General features: G+C 65.4%; 9 protein-coding genes. 3 read left to right on the top strand and 6 right to left on the bottom strand.

Going from position 1 to position 13,993, the window contains the following annotated elements:
* Positions 1-4: 4 nt before the first annotated feature.
* The 6 genes from ACVNHC_RS09780 to ACVNHC_RS09805 form a co-directional block, all read right to left on the bottom strand.
* Positions 5-928, bottom strand: a complete 924-nt coding sequence (locus ACVNHC_RS09780) for an ABC transporter permease (RefSeq protein ID WP_457167102.1) — start codon at positions 926-928, stop codon at positions 5-7.
* A gap of 65 nt (positions 929-993) precedes the next feature.
* Complete coding sequence (locus ACVNHC_RS09785) at positions 994-2,529, bottom strand: ABC transporter substrate-binding protein (protein WP_122520651.1); 1,536 nt, start codon at positions 2,527-2,529, stop codon at positions 994-996.
* 43 nt (positions 2,530-2,572) lie between these two features.
* Positions 2,573-4,414 carry an ABC transporter ATP-binding protein gene (locus ACVNHC_RS09790; RefSeq protein ID WP_457167103.1) on the bottom strand — a complete coding sequence of 614 codons (1,842 nt, stop codon included), beginning with the start codon at positions 4,412-4,414 and terminating at the stop codon, positions 2,573-2,575.
* Positions 4,411-6,159, bottom strand: a complete 1,749-nt coding sequence (locus ACVNHC_RS09795) for an acetyl/propionyl/methylcrotonyl-CoA carboxylase subunit alpha (RefSeq protein ID WP_457167104.1) — start codon at positions 6,157-6,159, stop codon at positions 4,411-4,413. Before ACVNHC_RS09795 ends, ACVNHC_RS09790 begins: the two co-directional genes overlap by 4 nt.
* On the bottom strand, positions 6,156-7,787 hold the full coding sequence (locus ACVNHC_RS09800) for a 5-oxoprolinase subunit B/C family protein (RefSeq protein ID WP_457167105.1): 1,632 nt from the start codon (positions 7,785-7,787) through the stop codon (positions 6,156-6,158). Before ACVNHC_RS09800 ends, ACVNHC_RS09795 begins: the two co-directional genes overlap by 4 nt.
* A gap of 1 nt (position 7,788) precedes the next feature.
* Entirely contained in the window at positions 7,789-8,562 is a 774-nt protein-coding gene (locus tag ACVNHC_RS09805) for a LamB/YcsF family protein (protein ID WP_457167106.1), read from the bottom strand.
* Between the two features lie 347 nt (positions 8,563-8,909).
* On the opposite strand from ACVNHC_RS09805, the gene ACVNHC_RS09810 reads away from it, so the two are divergent.
* From ACVNHC_RS09810 to ACVNHC_RS09820, 3 genes are all read left to right on the top strand, one after another.
* Positions 8,910-9,620: a GntR family transcriptional regulator gene (locus ACVNHC_RS09810; protein ID WP_122520656.1), complete on the top strand. Its 711-nt coding sequence runs from the start codon at positions 8,910-8,912 to the stop codon at positions 9,618-9,620.
* A gap of 140 nt (positions 9,621-9,760) precedes the next feature.
* Positions 9,761-11,869 carry a 3-hydroxyacyl-CoA dehydrogenase NAD-binding domain-containing protein gene (locus ACVNHC_RS09815; protein WP_457167107.1) on the top strand — a complete coding sequence of 703 codons (2,109 nt, stop codon included), beginning with the start codon at positions 9,761-9,763 and terminating at the stop codon, positions 11,867-11,869.
* 859 nt (positions 11,870-12,728) lie between these two features.
* Complete coding sequence (locus ACVNHC_RS09820) at positions 12,729-13,940, top strand: alanine racemase (RefSeq protein WP_457167108.1); 1,212 nt, start codon at positions 12,729-12,731, stop codon at positions 13,938-13,940.
* The last annotated feature ends 53 nt before the right edge of the window (positions 13,941-13,993 follow it).

Consider the following 13,993-nt stretch of genomic DNA (forward strand, 5'->3'; position numbering starts at 1 on the left):
GCGCTTACTCCGTCCGGATGCGGGGATCGACCAGCCCGTAGGCGATGTCGACCAGAAGGTTGATGCCGACGATCATCAGCGAAAGAACCGTGATGACGCCCTGCAGCAGCGGATAGTCTCTGGCGCCCACTGCATCGAAGGCGAGAGAGCCAAGGCCTGGCCAATTGAACACCCGCTCGATGACGACGATGCCGCCGAGCAACCCGCCGAACTGCAGGCCGAAATAGGTGATCAGCGGAATGGCGCAATTCCTGAGCGCATGCTTGTAGAGCACCTTGCTCTCGCTCAGGCCCTTGGCACGGGCCACCATCACATATTGCGACTGCAGCGTTTCCAGCATGGCGGTGCGCACCAGCCGCACGTTGGTGGCGGTCAGGATGACGCCCATGGTCAGCGCCGGCATGATGTAGCTCTCGATGCCGCTCATGCCGCTGGGCGGCAGGATGCGCAGGGTGATGGCGAAGAGCAGCACCAGCATGGTGGCCAGCCAGAAATTCGGAAAGGACAGGCCGATCAGCGAGAAGATGCGGATCACCTGATCCACGCCCTTGCCCCGAGAGATGGCGGCCTTGATGCCGAGCGGGATCGAGATGGCGATGGACACGGCCATGGAGACGAAGGCAAGCAGCAGGGTTGCCGGCAGTGCCGCGCCAATCAGCTGCGACACGGGCGTGCCGCCCACGAAGCTGCGGCCGAAATCAAGGGTAAGCAGCCCTTTCAGGAAACTGAAATACTGCACGAAGAAGGGCTGATCCGTGCCCAGTGCGGCGCGGATGCGCGCAAGGTCTTCCTCGGTCATGCTGCCGCCACCCTGGAACATCATCACGGCAGGGTCGCCGGTGAGGCGGATGGCAAACGAGACGACAAGCGTCAGCGCTATGACGACGAAAATGGCCTGCAGCAGGCGCTTGATGAGGAAACTGGCCACGTTCTTCTCCTTCAGGGCAGGAAAGCTGCCGCCCGCACGGGCAGGCGGCAGCCGCTGTCATGAGGTCACTCGACGGTGACTTCGTTGAGCTTCAGGCGCGTGTCCGGCGCCGGCACGAAGCCCTTCACCCGCTTGTTGATCGCGTAGATGGCGTTGGTGTTGTAGAGCGGCAGCTCCAGCGCCTTGCCGGCCACATAGGCACCGATTTCCTTCAGCACCTTCTCGCGCTCTGCGCGGTCGGTCATCGGGCGCTGGGATTCCAGCAGCTTGTCCAGCGTCTCGTCCTTGTCATACGGGTTCCACTTTTCGCCCGTGTGGTACATGGCGTAAGCGGTGTTGTCGTAATCGAAGGTCCAGCCGCCCCACTTCTGCTGGAACATCGCGCCGGTCTTGCCCTGCGGGATGATGTCGTTGATCAGCGTGCTGGTCTCATGCGGAGTAACGGAGACGTTGAGGCCGACGGACTGCAGGTAGAAGGAAATGGCCTGAGCCACTTCGTTCATGGTCGCATCATTGCCGCGCACGTCGATCTGCAGCGTGGCGCCTTCCGGGACACCGGCTTCCTGCAGCAGCTTGCGGGCGCCTTCCGGATCATAGGGCAGAGGCTTCAGCTCAGCGTCGTAACCGAAGGACAGAGCGCTCTGGAAGCTGGCGATCTCTGCGCCCTGACCGGCGAGGATCGACTGAACGATCGCAGCGCGGTCCACGGCCATGATGATGGCCTTGCGCACGCGCGGATCGGCGGTGATGCCGTCACGGGTGTTGAAGCGCAGGGCATCCACCGTCGGTCCGGGAACGCTGACGATCTCCAGGTTGTTGTCGCTCTCGATGGTGGGGATCATACCGATCGGAATGGTGGGCGGGATCACCAGATCGACGCGGCCGAACTGCAGTTCGGCAACGGCCGTCGCAGGCTCGGAGATGAAGCGGTATTCCAGCTCGGACAGCTTCGGCGCACCGCCCCAGTAATCCGGGTTTGCCGCCAGCGAGATGGAGGCCTTGGGCGCGTAGGAGACGAACTTGAACGGACCGGTGCCGACCGGATTGGTGTTGAAGAACTCCTCGCCCTTCTCGGCGATATACTGCGGCGGCACGATCATGGCGCCATAGCCGGCCAGCTTGGTCAGCAGCACCGGATCCGGGTTCTTCAGCTTCAGGTCCACCGTGTAATCGTCGATGACTTCGACGCTGTCGATGACGATGTAGTTGGAGCGCTGCGGGCCCTTGGCACCTTCTTCGCCCAGCAGGCGGTCGAAGGTGAACTTCACGGCCGCGGCGTTGAAGGGCTCGCCGTTGTGGAACTTCACGTCCTTGCGCAGGGTGAAGCGGATACGCTTGCCCTCGTCCAGCTCTTCCCAGCTCTCGGCAAGGCCCGGCACCAGTTTCAGGTCCGGCCCGCGGTAGGTCAGGCCTTCAAAGATGTTGGTCGAAACGGCGGCCCAGGCGACGAGGAAGGTGTCGATCGGGTCCCAGCTGCCCGGATCCTGCGGGGAGGAAATCGTCAGCTTGCCAGCCGCAAACGCAGGCTGTGCCGTGAAGGATGCGCCGGAGATGGCCAGCGCAAGGGCGGCAACGCCCATGCCCCATGTCTTCAGTTTCATTTCCAAGTCCTCTGCTGATTGGCTTTGGGTCTGCGGGTCACGGTCAGGCGCCGCGGGCGGCAAAATGGCCGGGACTGATTTCCTCGTGGGTGAGGATGGCAGGCTCGTCCCCCACCCGGCGGACCGGGCTCGGGATTTCGCCCTCGATCAGCACACCGCCACGCGGACGCGACGGGTCGGCGACCGGGACAGCGGCGAGCAATTTGCGGGTATAGGGATGCGCCGGCGTCTCGAAGACCTGGCGGCGGCTGCCCATTTCCATGATCTGGCCGAGAAAGAGCACCGCGACCCGGTGGCTCATCTTCTCCACCACCGCCATGTCGTGGCTGATGAAGAGATAGGCGAGGCCGCGCTCGGCCTGCAGATCCATGAAGAGATTGATGATCTGCGCCTGGATCGACACATCCAGCGCCGACAGGGCCTCATCGGCGATGATCAGTTCCGGGTTGGAGGCAAGGGCGCGGGCGATGCACACGCGCTGGCGCTGGCCGCCGGAAAACTCGTGCGGATAGCGCGCCGCATGCTCGGACCCAAGCCCCACGCGCTCCAGCAGCTCATCCACCCGGCGGCGCACGGCCTTCGGATCGGCGATCAGGCCGTGGGTGTGGATCGGCTCGGCAATGGAGAAGCCCACCGTCTTGCGCGGATCGAGCGAGGCGAAGGGGTCCTGGAAGATATACTGCACCTTCTGGCGCATGGCATGGCGCTCGGCCCGGCTCATCTGAGCGAAGCTGCGCCCGCCGAACAGGATATCACCCGACTGGGCTTCCTGAAGCTGCTGGATGGTACGGCCGATGGTGGACTTGCCGGACCCGGACTCGCCCACGAGCGCCAGCGTCTCGCCCGGATAAATCTCGAGCGACACGTTGGAGACCGCACTCAGCCGGTGCGTCGTGCGGCCCAGCAGGTTGCGCCGCACATCGAAGCGTACGAACAGGTCCTTGACCGACAGGAGCGGCGCACTGTCATAGCGGGCGGTGTCCTGCACCCGCTCCTCCTGCTTGCCCTCCATGCTGCCGTCAGCACCGGCAAGATCGGCGAGGCGCTTGGGGAAGTCCTCACCCGTCATGCTACCAAGGCGCGGCACGGCGGCCAGAAGCGCCTGGGTATAGGGATGCTGCGGGCTGTTGAAGATCTGCCCCACCGGGCCTTCTTCCACCTTGCGCCCCTTCCACATCACCACCACGTCATCGGCCATTTCCGCAACGACGCCCATGTCATGGGTGATGAAGATCATCCCCATGCCGAGTTCCTTCTGCAGGTCCCGCAGGATGTTGAGGATCTGCGCCTGAATGGTCACGTCCAGCGCCGTGGTCGGCTCGTCGGCGATCAGCAGCTTGGGACGGCAGGCCAGCGCCATGGCGATCATCACCCGCTGGCGCATGCCGCCGGAGAGCTGATGCGGATAGCGCTTCAACTGCTCGGCGGCATCGGGCAGGCGAACCATTTCCAGCAGGCGCTGCGCTTCGGCAAGGGCTGCCGCCTTGCTGCTCTTTTCATGCAGCATCAGCACTTCGCTGATCTGGTCACCGATGGTGAAGACCGGATTGAGCGAGGTCATCGGCTCCTGGAAGATCATGGCGATCTCCTTGCCGCGAATGCTGCGCATGTCCTTCTGGGAGGTTTCCAGCAGATTGCGGCCGCCGAAAAGAATGCGCCCCGTATCGAAGCGCGCGCCCATCATGTCCGCAAGGCGCATGACGGAGAGGGATGTGACCGACTTGCCGGAGCCGGATTCGCCCACCACCGCAACGGTCCGGCCCGGCTGAACCGAGAAGGACAGATCATCGATGACCTTTGTGCTGCCGAAACGGACGGTCAGGCCCTCGATGGTCAGGAGCGGCGCTGCGGCCTGCGGGGTTTCCGGGCTCGTTGAAAGCGTCATGCCTTGGCCTCCGGCTGTGCCACTGCGGGCGAAATACGGGCAAGGATTGCATTGGCAGCCTGCGTGGAGCCTGCGGCAGCAAGTCCGGTGATACGCCCGGAACAGGGCGCGGTGACGGCGGTTTCCATCTTCATGGCGTCCATCATGGCAAGGACGGCCCCCTCCTCGACGGCGGCCCCTTCCTCAACGGCCCAATGGGCGAGCGTTCCGGCGACAGGCGCCCGCACGGCGCCAGCGTCTTCGATCTCCCCGCCGCCATCCCCGGCAACGGGAGCCGCCGTCCCCAGCAGGCGCAGAAAGCCATCGGGGATACCCACCTCGACCAGACGGCCATCAATCTCGATCCGGCCCCGCAGCAGCGGACGGATGGCGGGCGCATCCGGGCGGGCCGCTTCCTCCAGGGTTCCGGCGAAGTCGGTCTCGATCCAGCGGGTATGGACCTCGAAGTCGGCACCGGTAAAGTCCGGATGCTCCAGAACCGCCTGGTGGAACGGCAGCACCGAAGGCACGCCCTCGATGACGAACTCCGCCAGAGCGCGGCGGGCGCGGGCAATGGCCTTGTCGCGGGTGGGACCGCGCACGATCAGCTTGGCGCAAAGGGAATCGAACATCGGCGGAATGAGCGAACCGGTCTCCACGCCGCTGTCCACCCGCACGCCGGGGCCTGAAGGCTCACGCCAGCGGCGGATTTCACCGGCAGACGGCAGGAAACCCCGGCCCGGATCTTCGATATTGATGCGGAACTCGAACGCATGGCCGCGCGGCTCCGGCGTCGTGGCGAAGGAGAGCCGCTGTCCCTCGGCAATGCGGAACTGCTCGATCACAAGATCAAGCCCCGTGGTCTCCTCCGTCACCGGATGCTCGACCTGAAGGCGGGTGTTCACTTCCAGGAAGGAGATCAGCCCGTCGGCACTCAGCAGGAATTCCACCGTGCCGGCGCCGGAATAGCCGGCCTCCGCGCAGATATCGCGCGCGGCCCGGTGGATCGTCTGGCGCTGTGCGGCGCTGAGGAAGGGCGCGGGCGCCTCCTCCACCAGTTTTTGGTTCCGGCGCTGCAGGGAGCAGTCGCGCGTGCCCACCACCACCACATTGCCGTGCTTGTCGGCCAGAACCTGCGCCTCGATGTGGCGCGGGCGGTCGAGGAACTGTTCCACATAGCACTCGCCCCGGCCAAAAGCGGCAACGGCTTCGCGGGTGGCGGACTCGAACAGCTCCTCCACCTCGTCCAGATGCCGGGCAATCTTCATCCCGCGCCCGCCGCCGCCATGGGCAGCCTTGATGGCCAGCGGCATACCGAACTGGCGGGCAAAAGCCAGCGCTTCGGCAGCACTCGACAGCGCGCCCTCGCTGCCTGCCACCAGCGGTGCGCCCACCTTCTGGGCGATGCGCCGGGCCTGCAGCTTGTCGCCCAGCACCTCGATCACCTGCGGGTCCGGCCCGATCCAGGTGAGGCCTGCGTCAATCACGGCACGGGCAAATTCGGCGCGCTCAGACAGGAACCCGTAGCCCGGATGCACCGCATCTGCGCCGGACTGGCGGGCGATGGCGATCAGCTTGGCGATGTCGAGATAGGTGTCCTTCGGCGAAGCGCCGTCGAGGGCATAGGCCTCGTCCGCAAATTCCGTAAACAGCGCCCCGGCGTCGGCATCAGCGTAGACGGCCACGGAAGCGAGGCCATAGTCCCGGCAGGCCCGGATGATGCGCACGGCAATCTCGCCGCGATTGGCAATCAGCACTTTTTTCATGGAGTGTCACCTGCGCAAAGGGAATAGGCCGTGAAGGGACGGACGGCCCGGAAACGGATGAAGGCACCGGGAGGGATCTGCCCGGCCAGATCAAGATGATGTGCCGCCACCGTGGCCATGACCGGATAGCCGCCGGTCAGCGGATGATCGGCAAGGAACAGCACCGGCTGGCCATTTGCGGGCACCTGAATGGCCCCGCGCAGCGTACCTTCGCTCGGCAACTCGCCCGTGACAGCCCGCTCCAGCACCGGCCCTGACAGACGCAGGCCTGTGCGGCTTGCCTGAGACGTCGCCGCCCACGAGGTTTTCAGGAACTGTTCGGCAGAGGCAGGCGTGAACCAGTCCGTGCGCGGCCCCAATACCACGTCCAGCACCGTGGTTTCCCCGGCGCGCGGCATGGCGAAGGCAGAAAGCACCTCTGGCTCGACGGCGGAGAGCTTCATCCCGGATGCCGCCCGCAGCCGCGCCCCGGACGTCACCGCAGCAGGACCGATCTGCGCCAGCGTATCTGCCGAAGCACTGCCGAGCACCGGCTCAACCGCAAAACCGCCGCGCAAGGCGAGATAGCTGCGCAGGCCCGCCGTGGGCGCTTCCAGCGTCACGCGGTCGCCCGGCTCCAGCGCCAGAGGCCGGTTCATGGGCCCGGAAATGCGCGGGCCCCGCTCCGGCTGGATGGTGATGGCCCGCTCCGCGCCCGTCACCGCGATCACGGCACGGCCGCTCACGCGGAAGGAGAAGACGGCGGGCGCGATTTCGAGAGCTGCGGCGTCTGCCGGGTTACCCGCAATGCGGTTGGCCAGCGACAGGCTGGCCCGGTCCGCCGCGCCCGAGCGGCTGATGCCCTGCGCTGCCAGTCCGGGACGGCCATGGTCCTGAAACAGCGCAGGAAGCCCGGCACTCAGCACATCGAGATGCAGACCTTCAATCCTGCACTCCAGCGCGGCGGCGGCAGGCGTTGCATCTTCTGCGGGGATCTTCGCCACCGGGTGAACCGTGGCTTCCGCCATGTCGCGGAACCGCACGTGCTGGCCCGGTTGCAGCAGCGCGGCAGGCTTGCGGGTCAGATCGAACATGGCGAGCGGTGTCGTGCCGATCAGCTGCCAGCCGCCGGGGCTGACCTTCGGATATATGCCGCTGAATTCGCCCGCCAGCCCCACGGCGCCCGCAGGCACATGGGTGCGCGGCGAGGCGCGGCGCGGCACATGCAAATCCGCGTCGGGCGCGCTGAGATAGGCAAAGCCCGGCGCAAAGCCGGTGAAGGCGACGAGATACTCAGCCTCCACATGGCGGCGAATGACTTCACGTGTGGAAATGCCCAGCAGCTCCGCCACATCGGCCAAATCCTCCCCGTCATAGCGGACGGGAATCTCCACCACCTCGGCCATTCCCGCCTTGCGGGGCATACCGAGCCGCACAACCGCCTCGGCAGCCACCTGTTCGGCAGAAATGGTCAGCGGATCATGGCTGATCAGCAGCGTCCGGGCCGCCGGAACGATCTCCAGCACCCCGGCCACCGGATCGGCTTCCAGCGCATCGAACAGGGCAAGCGTCACATCAAGGCTGGCGAGTTCGAGCAGCACTGCGCCCTCGCGCAGCATCAGCACCCGCATGGACCGGCGCGCCGGCATCTCAGGCCTTGCCTGCTGCTGCAAAGGGGGCAATGCGGTGCCCGGCTGCCTCCAGCACCTCGCGCACCCGGCGGGCCATGGCGACTGCATCCGGGCTGTCCCCGTGCACACAGATGGACCGGGCGTCGACCCGGGCAAGGCTGCCGTCAATGGCTTCCACGGTTCCTTCCGTGACGAATTGCAGCATCCGCCGGGCGACAAGCTCCGGATCATGCAGCACGGCGCCAGCCTCGCGGCGTGACACCAGCTTGCCATCCGGCGTGTAGGCCCGGTCGGCAAAAGCCTCGCCAACCACATCAAGACCGGCCGCACGGGCCTGCGCGATCAGCGGCGAGCCTGCCAGCGCCACCAGCACGAGCAAGGAATCCACCGCCTTTATGGCATGGATGACATCAGCGGCCTGCCGGGCATCAAAGGCGATGGTGTTGTAGAGTGCGCCATGCGGCTTCACATAGGTGACCTGCGTCCCCGCAGCCGCCGCCAGCCCCTTGAGGGCACCGATCTGGTAGATCACATCACCGGTCAGTTCTTCGCTGGACGGATCCATGGTGCGCCGGCCGAAACCGGCAAGATCACGGTAGCCCACATGGGCGCCAACCGTGACGCCGCGCGCGGCAGCAGCCTTCAGGGTGCGCAGGATACCGGCCGGATCGCCCGCATGGAAACCGCAGGCCACATTGGCGCTGCTGACGATGTCCAGCATCGCGCTGTCATCGCCCATGGTCCATGCACCGAAGCTCTCGCCCAGATCGCTGTTGAGGTCGATCACCCGCATCTGCCCTGCCTTGCCACGCAACCCTGACAGGAGGACAGCACGGCCCTCCCCTTGCTCCAAGGCGTAGCAAAGGCAAACAGGCTTGTCCATATTGTTGAACAATTTTATTGTATTGCACTGCAATGTGGCATGTTGACGCCTACAATTTTAGCAAATACTGCAGGTTTGCACATGCAGGCAGCAGAGGCGCCCGAAGGCCTGCGCATGCCGCTTGAAGCGGTGCGCAGTGCCTCATACCTTGCGCGGATATCCGATTCTCCGGACCCGGCACGGGCATCAGACAAACGCGGGCACCAGGCAAACGGATGGGAGAGGGTGGCGGGGCAGCCATTCCGCAGGGAGCACACATGAAGAAACCCGCTCCGGCAGGCCTTGCGGCCCCGGCAGACGAACAGGCGCAACCTCTGGCGGACGTGATTGCCGGGCGCATGCGGCAGAAGATCATCGACGGCGTGCTGACACCGGGCAGCCATCTGTCGGAAGTGCAGCTGTGCGAAGCCATGCAGGTTTCCCGCAACACCCTGCGCGAAGTGTTCCGCCTGCTCACCAAGGAAGGCCTGCTGCGGCACGAGGCGAACCGGGGTGTTTTTGTCGTCACGCCGGACATGTCCACGATTGTGGATATCTACCGCATCCGCCGCCTGATCGAATGCCCAGCCCTTGCCAGCGCCCATCCGCTGCACCCGGCCGTGACCAGGATGCAGGCCGCCATTGACGCCGCCCGCGCCCACCGTGAAGCCGGCGAATGGCTCAGCGTCGGCAGCGCCGACATCGCCTTCCATTCGGCCATCGTGGAACTCGCCGACAGCCCGCGCCTATCGGCTTTCTATGCGCAGGTCTCCGCCGAATTGCGCCTTGTCTTCGGCCTTCTGCACGATCCGGAATATCTGCATGGGCCTTATGTGGACCAGAACCAGATCATTCTCGGCTTGCTGACCGCAGGCGACGCCAAGGGCGCCGCAGCAAAACTCGAGGCCTATCTGCTACAGGCCGAGCGTTTCATCCTGGGCGCCTACGAAAGGCTGGAACGCAAACCGGCGGACAAGCGCTCGCGGTAAAGGAAATGCCATAAATCAGGGACTTCACCCTTACCTGAACACCCCGTCGCTTTCGGCAGCATCCCCCCTCTGGCCGGTTGAACTTGTGGCGCCGGTCATGCAAGTTGCGCCGGCATGCGGAGAGAGAACAGAGGGGCGCAATGACCACTCCCGTTTCATATGAAGTTCAGGACGGCATTGCCGTGATCACCATCGCCAACCCGCCGGTCAACGCACTGTCGCAGGCGGTGCGGGCCGGGCTGCTGGAGGCGGTGGCGCGGCTGGCGGCGGACGACAATGCCGTGGCCGGCGTCATCACCGGCGCAGGCCGCATTTTCGTTGGCGGTGCCGACATCACCGAGTTCGGCAAGACGCCGCAGCCCCCCTATCTGCCGGACGTGATCAACGCCATCGAGGACAGCGCCAAGCCCATTGCGGCCGCCCTCAACGGCGCGGCCATCGGCGGCGGCTGCGAAGTCGGCCTCGGCTCGCATCTGCGCATTGCTTCTGAGACGGCCAGGGTCAGCCTGCCGGAAGTGACGCTGGGCCTGATGCCCGGCGCAGGCGGCACCCAGCGCCTGCCGCGCCTTGCGGGCGTGGAAGCCGCCCTCGACATCATCACCACCGCACGTCAGGTGAGCGCTGCCGAAGCCCTGTCCCTCGGCATTGTGGATGCCGTGGTGCCTGCGGCGGACCTGCTGTCAGCGGCAAAGGACAAGGTCCGCGCCGTGGCAGAAGGCTCTGCCGGCCGCCCCGTGGCCTCCGGCCTGCGCCCCCGCCCCGTGGCCGAAGCCTCCGTCTTTGAGGCTGCCCGCAAGAAGGTACGTGCCCGCAACCGTGGCGAGGTCTCGCATCTGGCCGCCATCGACGCGGTGGAAGATGCCACCCGCATGGACCGGGCCGAGGGCCTTGCCGCCGAGCGCAAGCGCTTCCTCGACCTGATGCAGACGCCCCAGCGCGCCGCCCTCATCCACGCCTTTTTTGCCGAGCGCAAGGCCGCGCAGGTGAAGGAGATCGCCGGGCTGACCCCGCCGCCCTATGCCTCCACCGGCGTCATCGGCGGCGGCACGATGGGCGCAGGCATTGCCACCGCCGCGCTTTTGGCCGGTCTGCCCGTCACCCTGATCGAACGCGAGGAAGCCTTTGCCGACAAGGCCCGCGCGACCATCGCCCGCAATCTCGACGGCGCCGTCGCGCGCGGCAAGCTCAGCGCGGAACAGCGCGATGAAATCCTGAACGGCAAGCTGACAACCGCCACCACCTATGAGGCGCTGGCGGATGCCGACATCATCATCGAGGCGGTATTCGAAAGCCTTGAGGTGAAGACGGACGTTTTCCGCAGGCTGGACGCCATCGCCAAGCCGGGTGCAACGCTGGCCACCAACACCTCCTATCTGGATGTGAATGCGATTGCCGCCGTGACCGCGCGCCCGGAAGACGTGATCGGTCTGCACTTCTTCTCCCCCGCCCATGTGATGCGGCTGCTGGAGATCGTGGTGGCGGAAAAAACGGCCCCCGCCCATGTCGCCCGCGCCTTCGATCTGGCCCGCAAGCTCGGCAAGACCGGCGTCTATTCCGGCATCTGCGACGGCTTCATCGGCAACCGGCTGATGATGCAGTACCGGCTTGCCTCCGACTACACGATGATGGACGGGGCAAGCCCCTACGAGATCGACGCCGCGCTGACGGACTTCGGCTTTGCCATGGGGCCGTTCCAGGTTTCGGATCTGGCGGGCATTGACATCGGCTATGCCTCGCGCCAGCGCCGCGCGCCCACCCGCCCGCCGGAAGAGCGGGTGGTGACCTTTGCGGACGGGCTCTATCACCGGGGCTGGCTCGGCCAGAAGACCGGGCGCGGCTTCTACATCTATGATGAACAGAGCCCCAAGGGCCGCCCGGACCCGGAAATCCTCGCCCTGCTGGAGGAGGCCCGCAAGGAGGCCGGCATCACCCCGCGCAGCTTCACGGCGGACGAGATCCAGCGGCGCTACATGGCCGCGATGATCAACGAGGCCGCCCGCGTTCTGGAAGAGGGCATCGCCCGCCGGGCATCGGACATCGACACGGTGCTGCTCACCGGCTACGGCTTCCCCCGCTGGCGCGGCGGCCCGCTGCATTATGCCGATACGGTGGGCATTGCCCCGGTGCTGGAGGACATCAGGCGGCTCTCGGCAGACGACGCCTACTTCTGGCGCCCCGCCCCCCTGCTCGTCCGCCTTGCCGCCGAGGGCAAGACCTTCGCCGATCTGGATGCAGGAGAGGCAGGCTAATCCTCGCTTAGCCTGCCCCTGCGGCTCTCGCGCTGCTGGGGAGGCGGCATGCAGGCAGATATAGCGCTTGAAGCCGGAAACAGCTTGGGGAACGCCCACAGTCTGGTCATTCTGGTGCGGCGTATCAGCCCCCCTCCCCTTGGTGGCTACCGGTTTCACACATCAGGTTCGGAAACTGCCCGCAATGAGGCGTTTGCTTTTCGGGAGGACGCCTGCCGCCCCCTCCCCCTGGTGGGGAGGGGTAAGGGGTGGGGGGCTCTGAGCCGAAAACTATATGAAAGACAGATAGATGCCTGGAGCGACATCAAGAAGAACGGCTGTCCGGAACCAATGGACACTCTGCCAGACTGAAATGCTTTCCCCCCACCCCTAACCCCTCCCCACGAGGGGGAGGGGGGCTGAAACGCCGTGCCGGAATAACCAGACCACACCCTCTCCGGCTCAAAGCACGATGTGTGCATGCAGTAACCCTCGTGGGGAGGGGGGGGCGGAGAGGCCCTGCCACAGATCAGATACATCACCGTGGGCGGCGTCAAAGCCTGACGCGTTAATCCAGTAGCCCCGCCTCGAAGGAGAGGACTTCGCACCTGACTGGCTATCCGGATCAAACCCCACTCTTGCGGACAAAATGCTTCTGCAGATTCCCCTAAAAATGGCTGGCATCGGATGGGCAAGGCGGTCTATCACAGGCTGAAAATCAGCCGGTGGCCCCTCAAGCCCCTTCCCCGCGCCTGCAGCCCGTCAAGGCCTTCCGCCTCGCACAGGAACCTGTGCAGGGCCGCCCTGCCAGCGGCAAAGGATGCGGAGCCAGCCAGAGGACCAGCCACAGGACGGCACGCAACCCCGAGGGGCTTCATCCATGTTTCTTCCTGCCCATGTCCGCCAGTCCATCGCAAAGCTTGGCGCGGACAAGACCAACGGACGCAGTTTCTTCGTCTATGATCTCACGGTCATGAAGGCCAAGATTGCCGCCCTCAAGGCCGCATTGCCGCAGGAAGTCGGCATCTTCTATGCGATGAAGGCCAACCCGAACGGCTCGTTCCTCAAGGCGGCTCTGGCGGCGGATGTGGCAGGCGTCGAAATCGCCAGCATCGGCGAGGGCCGCAAGGCGCTGGAGGCGGGATTCGCGCCGAAGCAGATCGTCTTCACCGGCCCCGGCAAGTCGCCGGAAGAGCTGGAATGGGCGGTTTCCACCGGCATCAAGCTGGTGCATGTGGAATCGCTGACCGAGGCGCACCGGCTGGAGCAGATCTGCGCCCGCCATGGCGTGACGCAGGAAATCCTCGTCCGGGTCAATCCCAACTTCCATGTGCATGATGCGCAGGCCAGCTTCTCCGGCGACAGCTCCAAGTTCGGCATCGATCAGGAGCTCTATTTCGGCCAGCTGCCGCAGATCGCCGCCCTGCCCCATCTGGCCTTCCGGGGCCTGCATGTCTATTCCGCCTCGGGCGTGCTGCAGCTGGATGATCTTCTGGAAAACTGCCGCCGCGTGTTCGAGCTGGCCAAGGAAACGGAAGCCCGCGTGCCCGGCCTCAAGTGCAGCACCATCGACTTCGGCGGCGGCTTCGGCATCGATTATCTGGAAACCGGCCGGGGCTTCCAGCCGAAAGCCTATGCGGCGCGCCTGACGGCACTGATCGCGGAGCATGGCTTTGCCGGACGCCACTTCGTGCTGGAACTGGGGCGCTATCTCACCGCCGACAGCGGCTGGTACTGCACGGAGATCGTCGACATCAAGACCAGCGTCGGCATGAAGCAGATCGTCTGCCAGGGCGGCTCACACCATTTCCGCCGCCCCATCGCGCTGAAGATCAATCATCCGGTGGACGTGGTGCGCATGGATGCCCCCGCCGTGTTCGATGGCCAGCAGTCGGTGCGCAATGAAACCGCCTTCATCGGCGGCGCTCTGTGCAATTCTGCCGACAAGCTGACGGCAACTCCCGTGCATCTGGAAGCGGCCGATATCGGCGATCTCTTCGTCGTCGGGCTCGCGGGCGCCTACGGCTATTCCATGAGCCATCTCGACTTCCTCTCCCACCCGCGTCCGCTGGAAATCGTCATCGCGGAATAACGCGTCCTCCGCGCCACCCCGGCCTGTGCCGGGGCCTGTCAGGGGGCGGCGGC

This window comes from Pannonibacter sp. Q-1, from assembly GCF_054073275.1.

Coding starts and splice junctions, on each gene's coding strand:
- ACVNHC_RS09790 (WP_457167103.1), bottom strand. CDS start 4,414: ATGACGCTTTCAACGAGCCCGGAAACCCCGCAGGCCGCAGCGCCGCTC.
- ACVNHC_RS09795 (WP_457167104.1), bottom strand. CDS start 6,159: ATGAAAAAAGTGCTGATTGCCAATCGCGGCGAGATTGCCGTGCGCATC.
- ACVNHC_RS09805 (WP_457167106.1), bottom strand. CDS start 8,562: ATGCGGGTGATCGACCTCAACAGCGATCTGGGCGAGAGCTTCGGTGCA.
- ACVNHC_RS09785 (WP_122520651.1), bottom strand. CDS start 2,529: ATGAAACTGAAGACATGGGGCATGGGCGTTGCCGCCCTTGCGCTGGCC.
- ACVNHC_RS09810 (WP_122520656.1), top strand. CDS start 8,910: ATGAAGAAACCCGCTCCGGCAGGCCTTGCGGCCCCGGCAGACGAACAG.
- ACVNHC_RS09815 (WP_457167107.1), top strand. CDS start 9,761: ATGACCACTCCCGTTTCATATGAAGTTCAGGACGGCATTGCCGTGATC.
- ACVNHC_RS09800 (WP_457167105.1), bottom strand. CDS start 7,787: ATGCCGGCGCGCCGGTCCATGCGGGTGCTGATGCTGCGCGAGGGCGCA.
- ACVNHC_RS09820 (WP_457167108.1), top strand. CDS start 12,729: ATGTTTCTTCCTGCCCATGTCCGCCAGTCCATCGCAAAGCTTGGCGCG.